Raw genomic sequence first — 18,507 nt, 5'->3', positions numbered from 1 at the left:
CGGGCGGTGCCGGTGCCGGTGCCTGCGCGGCGGGGTGGGCGGGTGCCGCGTGCGCGGGGGGCTCCTCGGCGGCCGCCTCGATCGGCTGTGCGTAGGGGTTGGGCGGGGTGTCCGCGACCGGCACCGCCGCCGTCTCCGCCACGGGGAACACCGGCGCTGCGAGCGGTGCTTCAGCGTGCGGCGCGTCCGCGACGGGGGTTTCGGTGTGCGGTCCGTCGGTGGGCGCGGCCGGGTAGGGGGACGGGGCGTCGGCTACAGCGGCTTCGGCGCGGGGCGTCTCCGAGCGGGGCGCGGCCAGGTATCCGGGTGCAGCGGGCGGGGCGTCCGCGGCGGCGGCTCCGGTGGCGGGCGCGACCGGGTACGGAGGTGCTACGGGCGGCGCGGCGGCGGCTCCGGGGGCGGGTGCGGCCGGGTACGGGGGTGTTGCGGGCGAGGCGGCGGCTTCGGCGGCGAGCGCTGTCGGGTACGGGGGTGCCACAGGCGGGGCGTCCGCGATGGGGGCTTCGGGGGCGGGCGCTGTCGGGTATGCGGGTGCCACGGGGGGCGCGTCCGCGACGGCGGCGGGTGCGGTCGGGTGCGGGGGTGCCGCAGGCGGGGCGTCCGCGATGGGGGCTTCCGTGGCCCGTGCCGCCGGGAACGCCGGTGCCGGAGCCGAGTAGGGCGCGGGCGGCGCGTTCTGCACACGGGACTCGGTGCGCGGCGCCTCCGGGGGGCTCGCCACGGCCGGGGCGTCGGCCGGAGCCGGGGTGTGGGTGGCGACCGGCGGGCCGGCCGCGATCGGGGTGCCGGCAGGGACCGGCACGCCGGGCAGGCCCGGGGCGTCCGCAGGAACCGGTGAACCGGTTGCGGCAGGGGCGTCGGCCGTGTCCGCGCCGCCGGCCCCACCCGGGGTGTTCGCCGCCGTGCCTCCGGCCGCTCCGGGCGCGTCGGCGCTGCCCGCGCCCGCCGGGTCCGGGGTGTGGGTCGGTGCCGGCGGGAAGAGCGGGGGCGGGAAGGGCGGCGGGAAGGGCGGCGGGACCTCGATCGGCGTCGGGGTGAACTCGGCTGCCCCGACGGCCTCCACGGCCTCCACGGCGTCCGTGACCTCCGGACCCCCCTCCGCCGTCACCGGCCCCGGCGCCTGCGGCTGCCGGGGGATCGCCGACGGCGTGATCCGCATCGTCGGGGGTGACACCACGTCCGATGGGCGGTGCGGCTCGAAGCCGCTGCCCTCGGGGAGGCCGGGGACGTCCTGGGCGGGCGCGCCCTGGGTGTACCAGGCCGGCGGGGTGTAGTCGATGGTGAACTCGCCCGTCCCCTCGGGCTCCGCGTCGGACTGATCGTCCGTCGGGACGTCCCACGTCCCGCCGCGCCTCTCGTTCCGATCGCCGGTCACTGGTCCTCCTGGTCTGTCCAACACGGTCGGGCGCCCAACTCGACACTCGACTTTCGACACTCGACGCCGCGCCCCGCGCCCAGCCTAATCGCGGTCCGCAAGCAATATCCCGCGAGGTGGCGCCCCCGGACTCCTGCCTACAGGGACCCCGGGCCCTGAGCAACCGTCACCGCGCTCGAAGAGCCCCCGTCCCCGGTCAGTCGACGCGCCGGGCCGCCCCGAACAGGGCCGTCTCCTGCTCCGTCCCCCGGGTCAGTACGAACTTCCGGTCCCGGGGCGTGCACCACAGCGTCACGCCGTCCCCCAGCGTGGGCAGCGCCTCCACCGCCGACGGCGGCAGTCGCATCAGTTCGCCGATCCGCGCCGCCTCGTCCGGGGACATCCGCTGCACCCCCACCAGCGCGGAACTCCGCAGCAGCCGCGGGGCCGTCGGGCTCAGGTACGGCAGCAGGGTCAGTACGGACTGCCAGGCGCCCGCCGCCACCCGACCCCGCGGCGGCCGCATCCCGCAGTCGCGGACCACCAGCACCGGACCGCCGGCCGAGGCACCCTGCGGCGGTACGCGTCCCACCTCGTGCAGGGTGACGCACTGCTGCCCGGCACCCGCCTCCCGGGCCAGATCCGCCCATGCCCGCCCGCGCCCGGTCTCCACCGCGACCCGGGTTCCCGTGGCGGCCGTGCGCAGGGCCAGCACCTGCGCCGTCCACAGGCCGCCGATCAGCGTGACCTCGTACGGGATGGGGCGGTTGACGCCGAGCACCGCCGGACGGCCCTCCGCGTCCACGCCGATGACGACCCCGTCGTCCCCGAGCGGCACCGCCAACCGGTCCAGCTCCGCCGCCGTGACGACGTGCCGCTCCCGGCGCGGGGCCGGCAGGCCGAAGAAGCGCCGCCGCCCCGCCGCGGCCCGTTCCGCCCCGCCCCTCACCGGACACCGCCCAGCGGCAGCGAGGCGAGCAGCCCCGGCAACTGCTCCCGGTCGAGCCGCACCAACCCGGCCCGTACGCCGCGCGCGGTCCGCTCCAACTCGCGGCACGCGGCGGCCAGGTCCCGGTCACCGCGCCCCGTCACCCGGACGTGCCCGATCAGCGTCACGCCCCGCCGCCCGGCCGGGGCCATCGTGAGGCTGAAGTTGATGGCGAGGGCGGGCAGCGAGGTCAACAGCGCGACGAACTGCGGGAGCTGAGCCCCCGCGCCGCCCAGGAGGGGCCAGCGACGCACCCAGTACGTGGTGTGCTGCCGGTCGTCGCAGCGCCAGGCGCGGGCGGTCTCCTCCGTACGGCGGCCCGTGCCCGCCGGGCGCGCGGTCCGGGGCGGAGCCGTCGGGTTCGCGCAGGCGGAGGTGACCAGCGCGGCCGTCAGTTCCTGTTCCGTCAGCACCGTGGCCCGGAAACCGTGCCCGGCCAGCCGGCTGGCCAACTGGTCGGCCACCCGCACCAGGCAGCGCTGCGCCCCCTCGATCCCACCACCGCGCGCGGTGACCGCCTCGGGGCACAGTTCCGGGTCGAGCTTGAGGGCGATCCAGGTCAGCCGTACGGCAGGGGTGCCCGTCAGGGCCTGGAGCGGCGCGTAGGAGCGGGCCGCCACCGACCCGGCCGGCAGGTGGGGCGCCGGGGCGGGCCGGGTGTGCTGCACCAACTGGGCCGACTCCAGCCGGATCCCGTCCACGTCGAGGACGTCCCGTACGGCGCCCAGCGGCAGCGGGTGCGCCGCCCGGTCCGCCCGCAGCGCGGTGGCGTCCGCGTCCACCCGGAGCACCGCCGTCAGGAAGGTGCCGTCGCCGACCATTCCGACCGGCCTGCGGTCGCGTCCGCCGTACGTCAGCGTCCGCAGCGCCGGATCGGCCTCCACCGGCGGCGCCGTCGCCGGCCCGGCGCCGGCGGGCGCGGTGGCGGCGGCCGGACGGCGGCGGGCCCGCAGCGCGAGGACGCTGCCGAGCCACTCGGGGAGGGAGAGCCGGTGGCGTCGTACGACCGCGAGGAGCACCAGGGCCAGGGCCGCCACGGCGGCGGACACCATCAGGAGCGGTTCCCGTTCCAGGACCCGTGCCACCAGCGCCGCCGCGCACGCCAGCTGGAGGAGCACGAGCTGTTGCAATCGGAACGGCCCGTACGCTCCGGGGGGTGACACCGGACGCGGTGTCACCCCTTCGTGCGAGGGTGCGGCCACGGCCCCACCCGGCTCCGTCACGCCGGATCCCACACGCTCACCTCCCCCTCCGCAACCGGTGGAACAGGAGGTTCCAGCGGGGTGGGGCCGCTGCCGCCCCACCTCGCTCAGCTCTCAATCCACCCTGACAGCATCCGAATTATGCATCCGGAGGGAGGGCGTGGCGGCCGCCGCCGCCAGGTCGCCTCCCCATCAAGGGGCATAGTAGGGGCCCGGTCAGGGAGTCGGGGCCCGGGTCGGGCGCGCGGACCGGGTGAGGTGGGGGGAGCGGGCGGTCTTGGCATCACGTCGCGACGAGTTCAATGCGTACACGTTTGCGAAGCATCGAACGGTGGCCGCGTTCCTCCAGCCCTCCGCCACCGGCAGCGAGGAGGGCGCCCCCAGGCCGCTGCGCGCGGTCCTGCCCTCCCTGATCGTCGGCGCCCTCGTCCTGGTCGGCTTCGGGGTCTGGGGCATGTTCCGACCGCAGGCGCCCAAGGACTGGAACGAGCCCGGCGCGCGCGTCATCGTCGGGAAGCAGTCGACGACGCGGTACGTGGTCCTCTCCACCGAGGTCGCGGGCGGGAGCCGGCCGCGGCTGCACCCGGTGTTGAACCTGGCGTCGGCCCGACTCCTCCTCGATCCGGCGAAGTTCAAGGTCGTCCACGTCGAGGACAAGGTGTTGGACGCGGGCCGGCCGCCGCGCGGGCCCATCATCGGAATCCCCTACGCCCCCGACCGACTGCCCGACGGGAAGGACGCGGGGAAGAGCAAACGCTGGGCCGTCTGCCAGCGGCCCGGCGGCAACGGCCACGGTGTGCAGAGCGCCGTCTTCGTCCTCGCCGACCGCGAGGCGGGGCTACTGGACGACGCGCGCCGCACCACCGGCGCGCAGGCGCTGTACGTCCGCAGTACCGGCGCCGCCGAGCAGCGGTACCTGGTCGACGCGGCCGGCACCAAGTACGCGTTCCCCGAGGGCGGGCCGGAGGCGGGCACCCTGACCACCGCCCTGGTCGGCACCGGCGCCACCCCCCAACCGGTCACCGAGCAGTGGCTGGCCACCCTCGGCTCCGGTGACGACCTCGGCTTCCCGCGCCTGCCCGGCACCCCCGGCGCGAACGCGGGCGTCCGGGGGCTGGCCGCGGCGGACAACCGGGTCGGCATGGTCCTGAGCGCCCAGACCGGCTCCGGCACCCAGTACTACGTCGTCCTGCCCGGCCGGGTCGCGCCCGTCACCGAGTTCGTCGCCCGGCTGCTGATCGCGGCGCCCGCCACCGACGCCCTCGACATGCGCGGCAAGGCGCGCGAGGTCGACCTCCAGTCCCTGAACCCCGACGCCACGGCCTTCGGGTCGCGGAACCGGTGGCCGCGCCACCGGGGCGCCCAGGTCAACGGGGTCGATGCCGCCCCGGGCGGCGCGCGGGGAGGTGCGCGGCGCGACACCGTCTGCAACGTCCTGCGCTCCGTCGACGCCCACGGCGCCCCGACCCTGAGCACCTGGGCGGGCTCCGGTTTCCCGGTCGACATCACCGCCAGCGGCACCGGCTCCTACGTCACCCCCGGCTCCGGCCTCCTCTACACGCAGGTCCAGGGCCGCCAGACCACCGCCGGCGGCACCCTGTTCCTGGTCACGGACACCGGCCTGCGCTACGCGGTCCAGGCCGGCGGGGACGGCGACGAGGGCGGGGCGGGGGCCGGGCGGGCCGAGCCCGGTCAGGCCCAGGCTCGGCTCGGCTACGCCGGCGTGGTCCCGGTCCTGGTACCCATCGCCTGGTCGGAGTTCCTGTCCAAGGGGCCGCGTCTGGACACCAACTCGGCGCGTAGGACGCAGGGTTCATGAAAACGGCAACCGCAGGACGGACCTCGCGGCCCGCGCCGCCCCGCGCGGTGCCCTTGGGCGCCGCCCGGCTCGCGGCCGCCTGCGGGCTCCTCGTGGCGTTCGGGGCGGCGGGAGCGCCCGCGCCACAGTCCCCGTACGGATACGGATACGGATACGGACACGGACACGAGCACGAGCACCGGCTCGGGCTCGACGGCTCGGGCGAGTGCGCCTTCCCCATGAAGCGGCAGATCGCCGAGCGGCCGTGGGCCCTCCAGCGGCTCCTCCTCGACACCCTGTGGGCCGGGACGAAGGGCAAGGGCGTGCGCGTCGCGGTCATCGACACCGGCGTGGACCGGATCAACCCGCAGCTCGCCGGCGCCCTCGACACCGCCGCCGGGCGGGACTTCCTCGATCCGAAGGGCGGCGACGGCACGAACGACACCGTCGGGCACGGCACCAGGGTCGCCGGACTCATCGCGGCCCGCCCACGGCCGGGCACCGGCTTCGTCGGCCTCGCCCCCGAGGCCACCGTCATCCCGATCCGGCACAACGACGGCCGGGGCAACGGCAAGGCCGCCACCCTCGCCCGGGCGATCGACCACGCCGTCGCCGCGCGCGCCCACGTCATCAACATCTCCCAGGACACCGACGCACCGCTCACCCCCGACTCCGATTTGGCCCGTGCCGTCCGACGGGCCCTCGACGAGGACGTCGTGGTCGTCGCCTCGGCGGGCAACGACGGCCTGGCCGGGCACGGACGCCGGACCTACCCGGCCGCCTTCCCCGGCGTCATCGCCGTGGCCGCCTCCGACCGCAACAACGAACGCGCCGCCTTCTCCCAGCCGGGCGACTTCATCGGGGTCGCCGCCCCCGGCGTCGACATGGTCTCCACCGTTCCCGGCTTCGGCCAGTGCGTCGACAGCGGCACCAGCTTCTCCGCGCCCTACGTCGCGGGCGTCGCCGCCCTGCTGCGCGCCGAGCACCCCCGATGGACCGCCCGGGAAGTGGTCCGGCAGATCCAGAACACGGCCGAACGCGGCGTCAACGGCCGTGACGACCAAGTTGGTTGGGGGGTCGTCGACCCGGTGCGCGCCGTCACCCGGGACCTCGTACCGCCCGGTCCTCCCGCCCCGGACCCCGGCCCGCCCCCGGCGCCCGCCCCGCGGGCGGCGCCGCTGATCCTGACGGAGACGGCGCGGGAACGCGAGGTGCGGCTCGGTACGTACGCGCTCGGCGCGGGCGGGCTCCTCGTCGCCGTCATCGCCGGGACGGCGATGGTGATCCGCGACTCCCGGGCCCGCCCGAGCCGTTCGCGGTGAGCCGCGCGTGACGTGCCACGCGCCACGCGCAGGGGCCCGCCCCCCTCCATGGAAATACGAGAAGCGAGGAGCTTCGGATGACGAACACCTTCGGACTGGCCGACGATCCGGTCGTCAGGGCCGCCAACAAGATCTCCGAGACGGCCAATGCCGTGACCACCCAGTCCCGGGAGCTGGCCGACATCCTCGCCACCGCCGGCGCGGGCTGGACCGGTGCCGGTGCCGAGGGGTTCAAGAAGGCCCAGGCGGACCTGAACATCGACCACGACGAGATCCGCCGCCTGCTCGGCGTCCTGCACCACGCGGTCTCGCAGACCAAGAACCTCACCAACGCGCAGGACGAGGAGGTCCGTTCGGTGTTCCGCACGATCACCCCCGGCGGCCCGTCCGGCCTGAACGGCGTCTGACCCCGCCGCCCCGCCCCCACCCCGCCCCCGCACCTCCAGCAACCCACCGCCCGAAGGAGAAGAACATGTCCGGCACCGACGGCTACACCCGGGTCCGGTACGAGAGCGTCCAGCAGATGGCGGACCGCATCCGGACCGTTGCGAACAACATCGTCAAGGACCTGGCCGAGATGGAACAGGCCGTGAAGGTGGTCACCGACACCTGGGACGGCGAGGCGCACCTGGGGTACGTCGCCCTCCAGACGAAGTACCACCGCAGGGCCGACCACATGCGCAGGCAGCTGGAGTCCGTCGCCCGGCTCATCGAGCAGGGCAAGGGCGACTACCGCGCCACCGACCTGAAGGCCTCGCGGCTGTTCACCGAGGCCTTCTGAACCCGCACGCGGCGCACGAAGGGGCGCACCCGCACCGGGCGCGCCCCCGCGCAGGTGCGCGACGCGCGGGTCCCCCGCGCCGGAACCTCAGGTGAGGTCGAACTCCCCGTCCCGCGCACCGAGCACGAAGGCCTCCCACTCGGCGGCCGTGTAGCGCAGCACGGTCTCCCGGTCCAGCGAGGACCGCATGGCCACCGCGCCCTCGGGCAGCTTGGCGATCTCGACCCGCTCCTCGTCCGGGCTGGTCCCCGGAGGGCCCTGCCACTCGACGCCGCTGATGTCGAGCGCGTACAGCTCGTCCTTCTCCTGCTGGGTGCCCATGTGCGGCCTTTCCCTCGGTCGTGCGGTGCTGCTCGGCTCTTCGCTGCCGATTATCGGCGGAACGCGGCTCCCAGGTGCCGTTTTCCGGGTGATCCCCGCTACAGGCCCGGCATCCGCCCGAGCTGCACCAGCGAGGTCCCGCGCCGACGCTGGACGAAGTGGCCCCGACCGGGGAGCATCGGGCGCGGCCGGACCGTCCCGAGCAGGTCCCCCTCCGACGGGTCGCCCGACAGCACCACGCCCTGCGCGCCCAACTCCTTGATCCGCTGCATGAACGGCTCGTACAGCGCGCGCGAGGCCCCCGCGGAGTTGCGGGCGATGACGAACCGGACGCCGGTGTCCCGGGCGAAGGGCAGGAACTCCGTGAGCGGCGCCAACGGATTGCCCTGGCCGGTGGCCACCAGGTCGTAGTCGTCGACGATGACGAACACGTCCGGGCCCGTCCACCAGCTGCGGTCCCGCAGCTGCCGCGGGGTGACGTCCGCCGGCGGCTGACGCCGGGAGAACACCCCGACCAGCGCCTCCATGTGCAGGTGCAGCGAGTTCGCCGTCGGCGCGTACTCCAGCAGGTGCTCCTCCGGGAGCGCCCCGAGCAGCCCGCGCCGGTAGTCCCCGACGACGAGCTTCGCCTCGTCCGGGGTGTACCGGTGGGCGATCTGGTGGGCGATGAGGCGCAGCAGGTTCGTCCGGCCCGACTCGCTCTCGCCGAACACCAGGAAGAACGGGTCCGACGCGAAGTCGACGAACACCGGCTCCAGGTCCGTCTCGCCGATGCCGATCGCGATGCCGCGCTCGGGGAACTCCCCGCCCTTGGGCAGCCGGTCCGCGTGCAGCGACCTCGGCAGCAGCCGTACGGCGGGAGCCGGCGGGCCCGCCCAGCCCGACCGCACCGCCGCCACGAAGGCCGCCGTGGCCTCCCCCAGGTCGTCCGTGTCGTGCGACCCGTCGATCCGCGGCAAGGCCCCCAGGAAGTGCAGCCCCTCCGGCACCTGACCGCGCCCGGGGACGCCCGCCGGCACGTTAGCCGCGACCCGCCGGTCGAACTCGGAGTCCATGACGTCCCCGAGCCGCAGCTCCAGTCGGCCCGGCATCTGGTCCTTCAACGCCGGCCGGACCTCCATGTACCGGGACGCGGTGACCACCACATGGACGCCGAATCCCAGTCCCCGGGACGCGATGTCCGTGACCACCGGCTCCAGGCCCTCGTACTCCACGCGGAAGCCGCCCCAGCCGTCGACGACGAGGAAGACGTCGCCCCAGGCCTCGTCGGGCAGCTCGCCCGCCGCACGCCGACGCCGGTATCCGTCGACGGAGTCGATGCCGTTCGCGCGGAAGAACTCCTCGCGCCCGCCGAGGACGCCCGCCACCTCCGCGACCGTGCGCCGCACCCGCTCCGGGTCCAGCCGCGAGGCGATCCCGCCGACGTGCGGCAGCTCCGCGATCGACGACAGGGCGCCACCGCCGAAGTCCAGCCCGTAGAACTGCACCTCGCGCGGGGTGTGCGTGAGCGCGAACGAGGAGATCAGCGTCCGCACCAGCGTCGACTTGCCCGACCGCGGCCCGCCCACCACCAGCAGGTGCCCCGCGGCCCCGGAGAAGTCCCGCATCAGCACCTCGCGCCGCTGCTCGAACGGCTTGTCGACCAGGCCCAGTGGCACCACCAGCCCGCCCGGCCGCTCGTACCCCGTCGCGTGCAACCCCCGCCCGTCGGCCACCGCCAGGGCGGGCAACAACCGGTCCAGCGGGGGAGCCTGGTCCAGCGGCGGCAGCCACACCTGGTGCGCGGGCACCCCCTGCCCCTCCAGCCGACGCACGACCACGTCCAGCACCGTGTCGGCCGGCGCGTCCTCCCCGGCCGGGTCCACCCGCGGCACCCGATCCGCCCCGTCCGCCGCGTCCGGGTCCGCGTACGCCACCGCCACCGGCGCCGCCGTGAACAGCACGGGCCGCCGCTCCGCCGGGAACGGCCCCGCCGCCGGGGCCGGGCCGCCGGCGCGGTGGGCACCCGACACGTACGCCGCCTTGAAGCGGGTCATCCCGTCCGTACCGCACTTCAGGTACCCCGAACCCGGCACCGACGGCAGGTGGTAGGCGTCCGGCACGCCCAGTGCCGTCCGGGATTCCGCCGCCGAGAAGGTCCGCAGACCGATCCGGTACGACAGGTACGTGTCCAGCCCCCGCAGCTTGCCCTCCTCCAGCCGCTGCGAGGCCAGCAGCAGGTGCACGCCCAGCGAACGCCCGATGCGGCCGATCCGGACGAACATGTCGATGAAGTCGGGCTTCGCCGTCAGCAGCTCGGAGAACTCGTCGATCACCAGGACCAGCGAGGCCAGCGGCTCCAGCGGCACACCGGCCGCGCGGGCCCGCTCGTAGTCGTGGACGTTCGCGTGATTGCCCGCCGACCGCAGCAGCTCCTGGCGCCGCTGGAGCTCACCGCGGATCGAGTCGCCCATCCGGTCGACCAGCGTCAGATCGTCCGCGAGGTTCGTGATGACGGCCGATACGTGCGGCAGCCGCCCCATTCCGGTGAACGTGGCACCACCCTTGAAGTCCGCCAGGACGAAGTTCAGCGTCTGCGAGTCGTGCGTCACCGCCAGCCCCAGCACCAGCGTCCGCAGCAGCTCCGACTTGCCCGACCCCGTCGCCCCTACGCACAGCCCGTGCGGCCCCATGCCCTCCTGCGCGGCCTCCTTCAGGTCCAACATCACCGGCGCTCCGTCCTCGCCCACGCCGATGGGCACCCGCAGCCGCTCACCGGCCGACCGGGGACGCCAGGTCCGCGCCACGTCGACGGAGGCGGCGTCACCCAGGTCCAGCAGGTCGGTGAAGTCCAGGTTCGCCAGCAGGGGCTCGTCGTCGTCCCCGCCGCCCGTGCGCAGCGGCGCCAACTGTCGGGCCAGGGCCTGCGCCGCGGGCAGCGACAGCACGTCCGGTACGCCCTCGTACACGTCCCCCGTACCCGCCTCCAGGCGCAGCAGCCCCGGCCGCACCACCACCGACAGCCCGCCGCGCGGCTCGTCCAGCTCGCCCGCCACCACCTCCACGACGGTCACGCCCTGCAATCCCTCCGCCGCCGCGAACACCGAGTCCGACGCCACCGCCGCCCCGTCGAGGACGAGCACCAGGTGCGGCCGGTCCAGCAACGGCGGCGCGTCCCTGCCGAACCGCGGCCGCCCCTCCAGCCGGGACGCCAGCAGCCCCTCCAGCTCACCCGGATCGTCGCCGAACAGCCGCCTCGTACCGGCACCGTCGAACCGCCCCGGCAGCTGCGCGTGCGGCAACCACTTCGTCCAGTCCCACACCGGCGCCGCGTCCCGCGCGGCCACCACCGCCACCACCAGGTCGTCGGGGGAGTGCAGCGTCACCAGCTGCGCCACCAACGCCCGCGCCGCACCGCGCGCGGACCCGGCGTCCCCCGACACCGTCAGGTGGTAGAACGCCCGCACCGACACCGCCACCGGCAGCCCGTCCAGGCAGGAGTGCACCTTCAGGAAGCGCTGCAACGCGCCCGCCGCCAGCGGCTCCAGGTCGTCCACCGGCGCCGTCGACGGCGCCACCAGCGCGGACGCGAGGCGCTGCGGACCCAGTCCCAGCCGGGCCTGCCCGAAGTCCGCGTCCCCGGGGCGTCGCTCCCACACCCGGGACCCGCCCGCCACCACCGCCCACAACTGCTCCGGCGCCGGGTGCAGGTACCACTGCGCGTCGCGCTGCGCCCGCGCGGTCCCGCGCACCCGACGGCGCGTCCGCGCCAGGTACGCCAGGTAGTCCCGGCGCACGTCCGCCATCTGCCCCTGCGTACCGCGCCGGTGGCGCACCAACTGGGCGATGACCATGCCCACCGTGGACACCAGCATCAGCACGCCCATGACGCGCATGAACGGCCCCCCGGTCGGCAGGAAGAAGAACACGACCGACGAACCCATGCCGAGCATCGGCAGCAGCTGCATCAGCACGCCCTCCTGCTGCCCCCGCGGCAGGACCGGCGGCGGCTCCAACCGCACCTCTTCCGAGGGAACTTCCGGCGGCAGCGACCGGGGCGGGCGTTTGACGACGATCTGGCTCACCGGAGCACCAGTCCCTTGACGACGGCCGGGCCGCCACGACCGGCGCCCCCAAATCCCGCACACGGAAGGGGAATTCCGTCGCGGGCCGGTGATCCTAGTGGCCGAACGGCCGCCGACGGCCCGGTTAGGGTGACGCCCGCAGCCCGCCCGCAGCACGCGCGGACAACCGAACCGGAGGCCGCCGCGAGGCGCCGACAAGGGGGTCACACAGGTGAGTACGGCCGGGGCGACCGGATTCCGCAGGGTCACCGTCGTGGCTCCCGACAGCCGCGTCGACGTCGCCCTTCCGGAGGACGTCGCCGTCGCCGACGTGTACCCCGAACTGCTGCGCCTGACCCGCCCGCCGCAGCCCGTCGGCGCACCCACCGGCTTCCACCTCGTACGCCGCTCCGGCGCCGTCCTCGACGGCGCCCGCACCCTCGCGGCCCAGCACGTACTCGACGGCGAGGTGCTCGGCCTGCGCCCCTTCGCCGAGTCGCTGCCGCCCGCCGTGTTCGACGACGTCTGCGACGCCGTCGCCTCCGCCGTCGTCCGCGACCGCCGGCGCTGGGACGACGACATGCTGCGCGGCGCGGGCCTGGCCGGCGCCGCACTGCTCCTCGTCCTGCTCGCCCTCGTCCTCCGGTACGCCGACCCGGTCCGCCACGACGTGCACGGACTGCCCGCCGTCGTCGCCGGGTCCCTGGGCCTCGTCCTCACCGCCGCCGCCGGGACACGCGCCCGCGTGCACCGCGACCGGGCCTGCGCCGCCGCCCTCGGCCTCGGCGCCCTCCCGCTCCTCATGATCGCGGGCGCCGGTCTCGTCGCCCCCGCACCCGGCGCCGGACCGGGCCGCCTCCAGTTCCTCCTCGGCTGTGTCTGCGTCCTGGTCGCCTCCGCCGCCCTGGTCGCCGTCACCCCGCAGGGCGACGCCCCCTTCGTGGCCGCCTCCTTCCTGGCCGCCACCGGAAGCCTCGCCGCCTTCGCCACCCTCACCACCGGGGCGTCCGCGACCGCCGCCGCCGCCGTCTGCGCCCCCGTCGCCATCGGGCTCGTCGCCTTCCTCCCCGGCCTCGCCGCCCGCTCCGCCCGGCTGCCCATCGGCTACGAGGCCCCCCGGAGCGCGACCGAGGACACCGGGTACGCCACCACCCCGGACGGCCCCGACACCGATCCGTACGGTGCCGGTCCCGCCCCGGCCGCACCCCTCGACGCCGACCTCATCGCCGCCCGGGCCCGCCGGGGCCACGAACTGCTCCTCGGCCTGCTCGGCGGCTGCGCGGCCGTCGCCGTCGCCTCCGCGGCCATCCTCGGCGCCTCGGCCGACCCGTGGGCCCGGCTGCTCGCCCTCGCCACCGGCCTGGCGATGCTCCTGCGGGCCCGCCTCTTCCGCCACACCGCACAGGTCGTCTGCGCCCTGACCGCGGGCATCACCGCGATCGGCCTGCTGATCCTGGCCCTGGCCGTGCACGCCCCCGACGTCCCGTTCCCGGAGCCCGCCGGCCCCCACCGGGACGGCGGCAGGGACCTCCGTACGCTCCACCTCTGCGCCGCCGTCACCGCCGGCGCGGCCCTCCTCACGGGAATTGCGCTTGTCATCCCCCGCAAGGGCCTGTCACCCTTCTGGGGGCGGCTGCTCGACCTCACCGAGGCGGCGGTACTGCTCAGTCTGGTCCCGCTGACCCTGGCCGTGCTCGACGTCTACGACCGCGCCCGTGCGCTCACCAGCTGAGACGGCGGGACCCGCACGCCTGGTACGCTGTGTGACGGCCGTTTGTGTACGCGCCCCCGGAGATCCTCTGGAGGCTGCGCTCAGCGGACCCCGCCTCCCGAGTCACGGAAGATCCCCAGAGAATTCGACCTGGGGCACTCGATGGCAACGAAGACCTATTACGAGGAGTACGCGTGCCGCTCGACGCCGCAGTGAAGAAGCAGCTCATCGCAGAGTTTGGTGCCAAGGAGGGCGACACCGGCTCCCCCGAGGTCCAGGTCGCGATGCTGTCCCGCCGCATCTCGGACCTGACCGAGCACCTCAAGACCCACAAGCACGACCACCACTCCCGTCGTGGTCTGCTGATCCTGGTCGGCCAGCGCCGCCGCCTGCTGCAGTACCTGGCCAAGAAGGACATCCAGCGCTTCCGTGCGCTGGTCGAGCGCCTCGGCATCCGTCGCGGTGCGGCCGGCGCCAAGTAAAGACGCTGTGAAGGGAGCGGACCCCACAACGATGGGGCCGCTCCCTTTGCTGTACGTGCGCGACGTACCGGACGCTTTGTAGTCTGGAGACAGCGCACAAGAGGAAGAGGAGGAGCGCCCTCCCTACGCCGCCGGTCCTCGGTAGTGGTATCCGGAAAGCCCCGCGCCGGGGCTCAGAACCGGGTGCTTCGATCGAAGACCGGCCCGCACGCCAGGAGCGCTTCTCCGAAACCGTCCACCACCACACGGGTGGCGGACGGAGACGACGAAAATGGAGAAAACGCTAGTGGAGAACGAGACCCACTACGCCGAGGCCGTCATTGACAACGGTTCCTTCGGCACCCGCACCATCCGCTTCGAGACGGGCCGTCTGGCCCGCCAGGCCGCCGGCTCCGCCGTTGCCTACCTGGACGACGACACGATGGTGCTGTCCGCCACCACCGCGTCGAAGAAGCCCAAGGACCAGCTCGACTTCTTCCCCCTGACGGTGGACGTCGAGGAGCGGCAGTACGCGGCCGGCAAGATCCCCGGCTCCTTCTTCCGTCGTGAGGGCCGGCCCTCCGAGGACGCGATCCTCACCTGCCGCCTGATCGACCGCCCGCTGCGCCCGTCCTTCAAGAAGGGCCTGCGCAACGAGATCCAGGTCGTCGCCACGATCATGGCGCTCAACCCCGACCACCTGTACGACGTCGTCGCGATCAACGCCGCGTCCGCGTCCACCCAGCTGGCCGGCCTGCCCTTCTCCGGCCCGATCGGCGGCGTCCGCGTCGCGCTGATCCGCGGCCAGTGGGTGGCCTTCCCGACGCACACCGAGCTCGAGGACGCAGTCTTCGACATGGTCGTCGCGGGCCGCACCCTCGAAGACGGCGACGTCGCGATCATGATGGTCGAGGCCGAGGCCACCGAGAAGACCATCGCCCTCGTCAAGGGCGGCGCCGAGGCGCCGACCGAGGAGATCGTCGCCTCCGGTCTGGACGCCGCGAAGCCCTTCATCAAGGTCCTCTGCAAGGCCCAGGCCGACCTGGCCGCCAAGGCCGCCAAGCCCGAGGGCGAGTTCCCGGTCTTCCTGGACTACCAGGACGACGTGTTCGAGGCCCTCTCGGCCGCGGTCAAGGGCGAGCTCACCCAGGCGCTGACCATCGCGGGCAAGCAGGAGCGCGAGGCCGAGCTGGACCGCGTCAAGGACATCGCCGCAGAGAAGCTCCTCCCGGCCTTCGAGGGTCGCGAGAAGGAGATCTCCGCCGCCTACCGCAGCCTCACCAAGGCCGTGGTCCGCGAGCGCGTCATCAAGGACAAGGTCCGCATCGACGGCCGCGGGCTCACGGACATCCGTACCCTCGCCGCCGAGGTCGAGGCCATCCCGCGCGTGCACGGCTCGGCGCTGTTCGAGCGTGGCGAGACCCAGATCCTGGGCGTCACCACCCTCAACATGCTCCGCATGGAGCAGCAGCTGGACACCCTCTCCCCGGTGACCCGCAAGCGCTACATGCACAACTACAACTTCCCGCCGTACTCCGTCGGCGAGACCGGCCGCGTCGGTTCGCCGAAGCGCCGCGAGATCGGCCACGGCGCGCTCGCCGAGCGCGCGATCGTGCCGGTCCTCCCGACCCGCGAGGAGTTCCCCTACGCGATCCGTCAGGTGTCCGAGGCCCTCGGCTCCAACGGTTCGACGTCCATGGGCTCCGTCTGCGCCTCCACCATGTCGCTGCTGAACGCCGGTGTGCCCCTCAAGGCCCCCGTCGCCGGTATCGCCATGGGCCTGATCTCCCAGGAGATCGACGGCAAGACCCACTACGTCGCCCTCACCGACATCCTCGGTGCGGAGGACGCGTTCGGCGACATGGACTTCAAGGTCGCCGGCACCAAGGAGTTCGTCACCGCGCTCCAGCTGGACACCAAGCTCGACGGCATCCCCGCCTCCGTCCTGGCCGCGGCCCTGACGCAGGCCCGTGACGCCCGCCTCCACATCCTCGACGTGATGATGGAAGCGATCGACACGCCGGACGAGATGTCCCCGAACGCCCCCCGGATCATCACCGTCAAGATCCCGGTGGACAAGATCGGTGAGGTCATCGGCCCCAAGGGCAAGATGATCAACCAGATCCAGGAGGACACCGGCGCCGAGATCACGATCGAGGACGACGGCACCATCTACATCGGTGCCTCCGACGGCCCGGCCGCCGAGGCCGCCCGCGCCACGATCAACGCGATCGCCAACCCGACCATGCCGGAGGTCGGCGAGCGGTACCTGGGTACGGTCGTCAAGACCACTACCTTCGGTGCCTTCGTCTCCCTGATGCCCGGCAAGGACGGCCTGCTGCACATCTCGCAGATCCGCAAGCTCGCCGGTGGCAAGCGCGTGGAGAACGTCGAGGACGTGCTCGCGGTCGGCACCAAGGTGCAGGTCGAGATCGCCGAGATCGACCAGCGCGGCAAGCTGTCCCTGATCCCCGTGATCGACGGCGAGGCCGCCGGTGACGACGCTGACAAGGACGACTCCGACAAGTGACGTCGCGTAGTTCCCGTGTGACGGCCCGCCCCTCTTCGGAGGGGCGGGCCGTCGCCCGTACCCAAACCCTGCTCAAGGGGCAGAACGGCATCGGCACCGTCCGACGCACCGTCCTGCCCGGCGGACTGCGCATCGTCACCGAGACGCTGCCCTCCGTCCGCTCCGCCACCTTCGGCATCTGGGCGAACGTGGGCTCCCGGGACGAGACGCCCACGCTCAACGGCGCCACCCACTACCTGGAGCACCTCCTCTTCAAGGGCACCGACAAGCGCAGTGCCCTCGACATCTCCTCCGCGATCGACGCGGTCGGCGGCGAGATGAACGCCTTCACGGCGAAGGAGTACACCTGCTACTACGCCCGGGTGCTCGACACGGACCTGCCGCTGGCCATCGACGTGGTCTGCGACATGCTCACCGGCTCGCTGATCCGCGAGGAGGACGTCGTCGCCGAGCGCGGTGTCATCCTCGAAGAGATCGCGATGACCGAGGACGACCCGGGTGACGTGGTCCACGACCTGTTCGCCCGGACCATGTACGGGGACTCGCCGCTCGGCCGCCCCGTCCTCGGCACCGTCGACACGATCAACGCCCTCGGCGCCGACCGGATCCGCCGCTTCTACAAGAAGCACTACGATCCGACCCGCCTGGTCGTCGCCGCGGCGGGCAACGTCGACCACAACAAGGTCGTGCGCCAGGTCCGCGCCGCCTTCGAGAAGGCCGGCGCGCTCACCCGCACCGACGCCGAACCCGTGGGCCCGCGCACCGGCACCAAGCGGATCCGCACCTCCGGCCAGGTCGAGCTCGTCAACCGCAAGACCGAGCAGGCACACGTCGTCCTCGGCATGCCGGGCCTCGCCCGCACCGACGAACGCCGCTGGGCCCTGGGCGTCCTCAACACCGCCCTCGGCGGAGGCATGTCCTCCCGCCTCTTCCAGGAGGTCCGCGAGAAGCGCGGCCTGGCCTACAGCGTGTACTCGTACACCTCGGGTTTCGCCGACACCGGCCTCTTCGGCGTCTACGCGGGCTGCCGACCCAGCCAGGTCCACGACGTCCTGCGGATCTGCCGCGACGAGCTCGACAAGGTCGCCGCCGACGGTCTCGACGACGACGAGATCCGCCGCGCCATCGGCCAGCTCTCCGGCTCCACCGTCCTCGGCCTGGAGGACACCGGCGCGATCATGAACCGCATCGGCAAGAGCGAGCTCTGCTGGGGCGACCAGATGTCCGTCGACGACATGCTGGCCCGGATCGCCGCCGTGACCCCGGACGACGTCCGCGCGGTCGCCGGGGACGTCCTGGCACAGCGCCCCTCCCTCGCGGTGATCGGCCCGCTGAAGGAGAAGCAGGCCGCCCGCCTCGACGAAGCGGTCGCCTAGCTCCGTACGGGCCCCGGCCCGTACCCGTATCAAGGCTGCACATACTTAAGGACGGAACATGAGCAAGCTGCGCGTGGCGGTCCTCGGCGCCCGGGGCCGCATCGGCTCCGAGGCGGTCAAGGCCGTCGAGGCCGCCGAGGGCATGGAGCTGGTGGCGGCCCTCGGCCGCGGCGACAAGCTGGAGACCGTGGCCGAGGCCGGCGCCCAGGTCGTGGTCGAGCTGACCACCCCCGACTCCGTGATGGAGAACCTGGACTTCCTCGTCCGCCACGGCATCCACGGCGTGGTCGGCACCACCGGCTGGACCGAGGACCGCCTCGGGCAGCTGAACACCTGGCTGGCCGGTTCCCCGGAGACCGGTGTGCTCATCGCCCCGAACTTCTCCATCGGCGCCGTCCTCACCATGAAGTTCGCCGTCCAGGCCGCCCGCTACTTCGAATCCGTCGAAGTGGTCGAACTGCACCACCCGAAGAAGGTCGACGCGCCCTCCGGCACCGCGACCCGTACGGCGCAGCTCATCGCGGCCGCCCGGGGGGGGGGGGGGGGCGGCGCGCGGCCCGCCGCCCCCGCCCCCCCCCACGCCCCCGCCCGCGCCCCCCCCCACGCCGGCGTCCCCCTGC

Annotated in this window: 14 protein-coding genes; 9 read left to right on the top strand and 5 right to left on the bottom strand. The window is 73.9% G+C overall.

The features are described from left to right. The 3 genes from NOD94_RS33200 to eccE all read right to left on the bottom strand — a co-directional run. Positions 1-1,375: SCO5717 family growth-regulating ATPase (locus tag NOD94_RS33200; protein WP_281209898.1), on the bottom strand; the 1,375-nt coding region annotated here is incomplete at its 3' end. Positions 1,376-1,571: 196 nt separating this feature from the next. After that, on the bottom strand, positions 1,572-2,303 hold the full coding sequence (locus NOD94_RS33195) for a hypothetical protein (RefSeq protein ID WP_281209897.1): 732 nt from the start codon (positions 2,301-2,303) through the stop codon (positions 1,572-1,574). Next, on the bottom strand, positions 2,300-3,544 hold the full coding sequence (eccE, locus tag NOD94_RS33190; protein WP_281209901.1) for a type VII secretion protein EccE: 1,245 nt from the start codon (positions 3,542-3,544) through the stop codon (positions 2,300-2,302). The genes NOD94_RS33195 and eccE overlap by 4 nt, the downstream gene beginning before the upstream one ends. A gap of 277 nt (positions 3,545-3,821) precedes the next feature. On the opposite strand from eccE, the gene eccB reads away from it, so the two are divergent. The 4 genes from eccB to NOD94_RS33170 all read left to right on the top strand — a co-directional run bounded on the left by eccB (position 3,822) and on the right by NOD94_RS33170 (position 7,445). Next, complete coding sequence (gene eccB / locus NOD94_RS33185; RefSeq protein ID WP_281209896.1) at positions 3,822-5,363, top strand: type VII secretion protein EccB; 1,542 nt, start codon at positions 3,822-3,824, stop codon at positions 5,361-5,363. Further along, the gene (gene mycP, locus NOD94_RS33180) at positions 5,360-6,664 is read left to right on the top strand and encodes a type VII secretion-associated serine protease mycosin (RefSeq protein WP_348652368.1); all 1,305 of its coding nucleotides are present in this window, start codon (positions 5,360-5,362) and stop codon (positions 6,662-6,664) included. The genes eccB and mycP overlap by 4 nt, the downstream gene beginning before the upstream one ends. A gap of 77 nt (positions 6,665-6,741) precedes the next feature. Further along, positions 6,742-7,071 (top strand): WXG100 family type VII secretion target, encoded by a 330-nt coding sequence (locus tag NOD94_RS33175; RefSeq protein WP_281209895.1) that lies wholly within the window; start codon positions 6,742-6,744, stop codon positions 7,069-7,071. A gap of 65 nt (positions 7,072-7,136) precedes the next feature. Then, entirely contained in the window at positions 7,137-7,445 is a 309-nt protein-coding gene (locus NOD94_RS33170; RefSeq protein WP_281209894.1) for a WXG100 family type VII secretion target, read from the top strand. A gap of 87 nt (positions 7,446-7,532) precedes the next feature. Here the strand turns inward: NOD94_RS33170 and NOD94_RS33165 are convergent, their stop codons facing one another. Continuing rightward, positions 7,533-7,766, bottom strand: a complete 234-nt coding sequence (locus tag NOD94_RS33165) for a DUF397 domain-containing protein (RefSeq protein WP_266573624.1) — start codon at positions 7,764-7,766, stop codon at positions 7,533-7,535. Between the two features lie 98 nt (positions 7,767-7,864). Continuing rightward, complete coding sequence (gene eccCa / locus NOD94_RS33160) at positions 7,865-11,830, bottom strand: type VII secretion protein EccCa (RefSeq protein WP_281209893.1); 3,966 nt, start codon at positions 11,828-11,830, stop codon at positions 7,865-7,867. A gap of 211 nt (positions 11,831-12,041) precedes the next feature. Between eccCa and eccD the strand changes: the two genes are divergently transcribed. From eccD to NOD94_RS33135, 5 genes are all read left to right on the top strand, one after another. Next, positions 12,042-13,541 (top strand): type VII secretion integral membrane protein EccD, encoded by a 1,500-nt coding sequence (eccD, locus tag NOD94_RS33155; protein WP_281209892.1) that lies wholly within the window; start codon positions 12,042-12,044, stop codon positions 13,539-13,541. A gap of 173 nt (positions 13,542-13,714) precedes the next feature. After that, complete coding sequence (gene rpsO / locus NOD94_RS33150) at positions 13,715-14,002, top strand: 30S ribosomal protein S15 (RefSeq protein WP_267011887.1); 288 nt, start codon at positions 13,715-13,717, stop codon at positions 14,000-14,002. Positions 14,003-14,288: 286 nt separating this feature from the next. Then, a complete protein-coding gene (locus NOD94_RS33145) occupies positions 14,289-16,511 on the top strand; it encodes a polyribonucleotide nucleotidyltransferase (protein WP_281209899.1) in 2,223 nt (740 codons plus the stop codon). Then, entirely contained in the window at positions 16,508-17,887 is a 1,380-nt protein-coding gene (locus NOD94_RS33140; protein WP_281209891.1) for a pitrilysin family protein, read from the top strand. Before NOD94_RS33145 ends, NOD94_RS33140 begins: the two co-directional genes overlap by 4 nt. A gap of 58 nt (positions 17,888-17,945) precedes the next feature. Further along, positions 17,946-18,507: dihydrodipicolinate reductase C-terminal domain-containing protein (locus tag NOD94_RS33135; protein ID WP_281209890.1), on the top strand; the 562-nt coding region annotated here is incomplete at its 3' end.

This window comes from Streptomyces sp. Isolate_45 (genome assembly GCF_024721315.2).
Classification (GTDB): domain Bacteria; phylum Actinomycetota; class Actinomycetes; order Streptomycetales; family Streptomycetaceae; genus Streptomyces.
This window is presented reverse-complemented; position numbering and strand designations above follow the sequence as displayed.